Here is a 3,446-nt window from a genome sequence, read left to right as displayed (position 1 = left end):
GGGTTGTCCGACGCTTGATCAAATAAGCGGAGAGTGCTCCTGACCTGCAACGATGGGACTTGTCTAGGGTCCAGTCAGCCGCACGAAAGAAGCACTCTCCAGGTGAGTAAGCGTATCGGGTCGTACCCGCGCGTCCGCGTCGAGGGCAGTGGCAGCGGGACGGTCTCGCAGGCCGGTGCGGTGCTGTTGGTCGAGACGGTCCGAAAGTTGGGTCTGGACACCGCGATATCGACGGCATTGGCGCCTTGGCGCAAGCCGCGGGCAGTGCATGAGCCGGGCAAGATCCTGCTGGATGTCGCGCTCGGAGTCGCTCTGGGCGGGGACTGCCTCGCCGATGTCGCCCTGCTGCGGGCCGAGCCGGCCGTGTTCGGGCCGGTGGCCTCCGACCCGACGGTTTCACGGCTCATTGACGCCCTTGCCGCTGCCGGACCAAAGGCGCTCACCGCGATTCGGTCGGCTCGGGCGAAAGTACGCTCGCGGGTCTGGGACCTGGCCGGGGCGAACGGCCCCGCCGCCGACGGCTCGGTGATCGTGGACATCGACGGCGTGCTCGTCCTTGCGCACTCCGAGAAGCAGGACGCCACAGCGACCTGGAAGAAGACCTTCGGCCACCACCCGCTCGTCGCGTTCGTCGACCATGGCCAGGCCGGGTCCGGAGAGCCGGTGGCAGCCCTGCTGCGGCCCGGCAACGCAGGCTCCAACACCGCGAGCGATCACATCGAAACAGCGCGACTCGCCCTGGCTCAACTCCCCAAACACCTGCGACGGGGCCGTCAGACACTGATCCGTACCGACTCCGCCGGCGGCACCCACGCCTTCCTCGACTGGCTCTCCAAACCGGGCCGGTGGCTGTCGTACTCCGTCGGAATGACCATCACCGACGCCATCCACCAGGCCGTGCTGAAGATCCCGAAGAAGGCATGGACGCCGGCCTATGACTCCGGTGGCACCGAGCGGCCCGGCGCCTGGGTCGCGGAGATCACCGACATGCCCGACCTGACCACCTGGCCGAAAGGGATGCGGCTGATCGTTCGCAAAGAACGCCCGCACCCCGGGGCCCAGTTGCGCTTCACCGACCTCGACGGACTACGGCTCACCTGCTTCGCGACCAACACCAAGGGCGGCCAACTCGCCGACCTCGAACTACGTCACCGCCGCCGGGCCCGCTGCGAGGACCGCATCCGAAACGCCCGAGACACCGGCCTGCGCAACCTCCCCTTGCACGACACCGCTCAGAACCAGATCTGGCTGGAGATCGTCTCCCTCGCACTCGACCTACTCGCCTGGATGCCGATGCTCGCCCTGACCGCAGAGACCCGCCGCTGGGAGCCCAAACGGCTTCGACTACGGCTGTTCTCTGCCGCCGCCCAGCTGGTCACCACGGGCCGCCGCCGTTGGCTCCGCTTCACCGCCCGATGGCCCTGGACGGATGTGATCACCCGCGCGATCCAACGGCTCGCAGCCCTACAGAACCCCGGCTGACCAGCAACTCCGACCGCCCCGACGAACCAGCGACATCCCGGAACCGTGGAACCCGGCGCCCACCCGACGCGACAGCCGGGCCGTCAACCTGCCCCGGCCCACGAAGTTCCGCACCTCGCAAGCACAGAGTCCCCGTCAGCGCACCGACGAGGACTCATGAACGATCGAGGTTAGACACCCCAATGATCACGAAGCCCGTGCCTTGTCTGCCATGCACCCCAACCGGTCGCCGCCCGACCAACCCCGACCCAGGAACTTGATCAAGCCCTGGGGCACCACCGCTTGCGGTGGGCCCTTCGACGTTGACGAGGAACTGCTGACCGGCGCTCAGATCTGCACCACGTGCACGTCCTGGGCATCCAGTGCCTTCAGATAGGCGTCGAGGTCCGCCGGATCACTGGTGAAGACCACGGCACTGCCGTGTCGGGCGGCCGTAAGAGCCACCAGGGCGTCCACAGCGTCCGGCCGCTTCTTCGGGGGCAACTCTGCCGAACCGAGTGCGCTTCCGATGCGTTGCCATTCGGTGATGTCCGGACCGGTGGCGCACATGATGCATGCCGTCTGCCCCACGCTGGTAGAGCGCATGGCTAGGGCCGAACTACGAGCCTGAGGCACCGTGCAATCCTTCATCACCCCGGCCAAGGCATGCACCGTGGCGGGATTGGGCCGCCAGACTTGCGCGAGTACCGGTCCGAGCACGAGCGCCCGATGCGGTGTCTCCCGAAGACCGGCATGCAGGCGCACCGCCTTCGCCTTGCGGTCCGCGAGCGCGATCAGCATGCCGGTGTCGTAGACCGGCACCCGGACAGTCACGCCGCGTTACCGGATCGGATAGCAGGACGCTCGGCACCATAGATGAGCCCCATGGCCTCCTGCACCTCCTGCCGCTCCTGCTCCGTGAGATCGTCGTCGGCGACTTCAGGCAGCGGCGCCAGTGCGGCAGCCTCCGCCTCAGCTGCCGCGATCACCGCGTCAAGTCGGGCGAACTGGGCCTCCGCCGCTTCCGCCTCGGCCATCTGCCGGGTCGCAGCGTTGACGAGGTAAGCGGACACATCCATTCCAGCCCGCTCCGCGTGGGTCCGGATACGCTCGGCATGCTCACTGTCCAGGCTGATGCTGATTCTCGTCTTCGGCATACCAGCAGTGTATGACGCGTATTACGACTCCGCCAAGCATTCCGCCTGCGCGGGGCCGACAGCCGAGCCGCGCTGACTCGACCACGACCGCCCGAACTCTGCCCGACAAGGCTCGTGGTCTCGGTTCGGGTCTCATTCACCCCTGTACGACGCCATCCGAAGGTGCGGCGGTCTCCTGAACCGTCGCAGGTCATTGCACACCTGACCGCCTCCGGACATCCGGACGAAGACTTGGAAAGCGTGTTGGGGGCAACCCCTCACGAGTTCGAATCTCGTATCCTCCGCCATTGCTCTCACCGGGCAATACGTCGAAGGGCCCCACCGCTTGCGGTGGGGCCCTTCGGCGTTCCTCTAGGCCCGTAGTCTCATCTGCAGTCTCATCGAGACCCTGCGGAGCCCTCCGCGCCGCTCTCGTCGGGCTCCTTGGCCACTTCCCAGATGAGTCCTCCGACCCGCTGCGCGACGTCGGCGAGGATGCCGCCCGTCACGTGCTGGTACCGGGCCGCCATCGCCGTGGACGACCAGCCCATGATCTGCATCACGACCCGTTCGGGGACACCGAGGATGAGCAGAACCGTCGCCGAGGTGTGCCGGGCATCGTGCAGGCGCCCGTCCCGAACCTTCGCATCGGCCAGCAGCCGCTTCCAGGTGCCGTAGTCCGTGCTCGGCACCAGCGGCTCGCCCACGGGAGAGGTGAAGACGAACCCGGACTCTCGCCAGTCCTCCCCTGCGATCGCCCGCTCGCGTGCCTGCTCTCTGCGGTGCAGCTCCAGCAGCCTCACCAGTTCGTCGGGGACACCGATGACGCGTCGGCCGGCGCGCGACTTC

At 67.4% G+C, this 3,446-nt stretch carries 4 protein-coding genes; 1 reads left to right on the top strand and 3 read right to left on the bottom strand.

Annotated features, from left to right (window positions below):
* Positions 1-102 precede the first annotated feature (102 nt).
* Positions 103-1,482 carry an IS1380 family transposase gene (locus tag B9S57_RS27625; protein WP_103515523.1) on the top strand — a complete coding sequence of 460 codons (1,380 nt, stop codon included), beginning with the start codon at positions 103-105 and terminating at the stop codon, positions 1,480-1,482.
* 327 nt (positions 1,483-1,809) lie between these two features.
* On the opposite strand, the gene B9S57_RS27620 is transcribed toward B9S57_RS27625, so the two are convergent.
* From B9S57_RS27620 to B9S57_RS27610, 3 genes are all read right to left on the bottom strand, one after another.
* Positions 1,810-2,283, bottom strand: coding sequence for a hypothetical protein (locus tag B9S57_RS27620; RefSeq protein WP_103759909.1), 474 nt, complete (start codon positions 2,281-2,283; stop codon positions 1,810-1,812).
* A gap of 8 nt (positions 2,284-2,291) precedes the next feature.
* Positions 2,292-2,618: a hypothetical protein gene (locus tag B9S57_RS27615; protein ID WP_103759908.1), complete on the bottom strand. Its 327-nt coding sequence runs from the start codon at positions 2,616-2,618 to the stop codon at positions 2,292-2,294.
* 377 nt (positions 2,619-2,995) lie between these two features.
* Positions 2,996-3,446: tyrosine-type recombinase/integrase (locus tag B9S57_RS27610; RefSeq protein ID WP_181011195.1), on the bottom strand; the 451-nt coding region annotated here is incomplete at its 5' end.

The sequence above is a fragment of the Streptomyces sp. SM10 genome, assembly GCF_002910915.1.
GTDB lineage: Bacteria > Actinomycetota > Actinomycetes > Streptomycetales > Streptomycetaceae > Streptomyces.
This window is presented reverse-complemented; position numbering and strand designations above follow the sequence as displayed.

Coding starts and splice junctions, on each gene's coding strand:
- B9S57_RS27615 (WP_103759908.1), bottom strand. CDS start 2,618: ATGCCGAAGACGAGAATCAGCATCAGCCTGGACAGTGAGCATGCCGAG.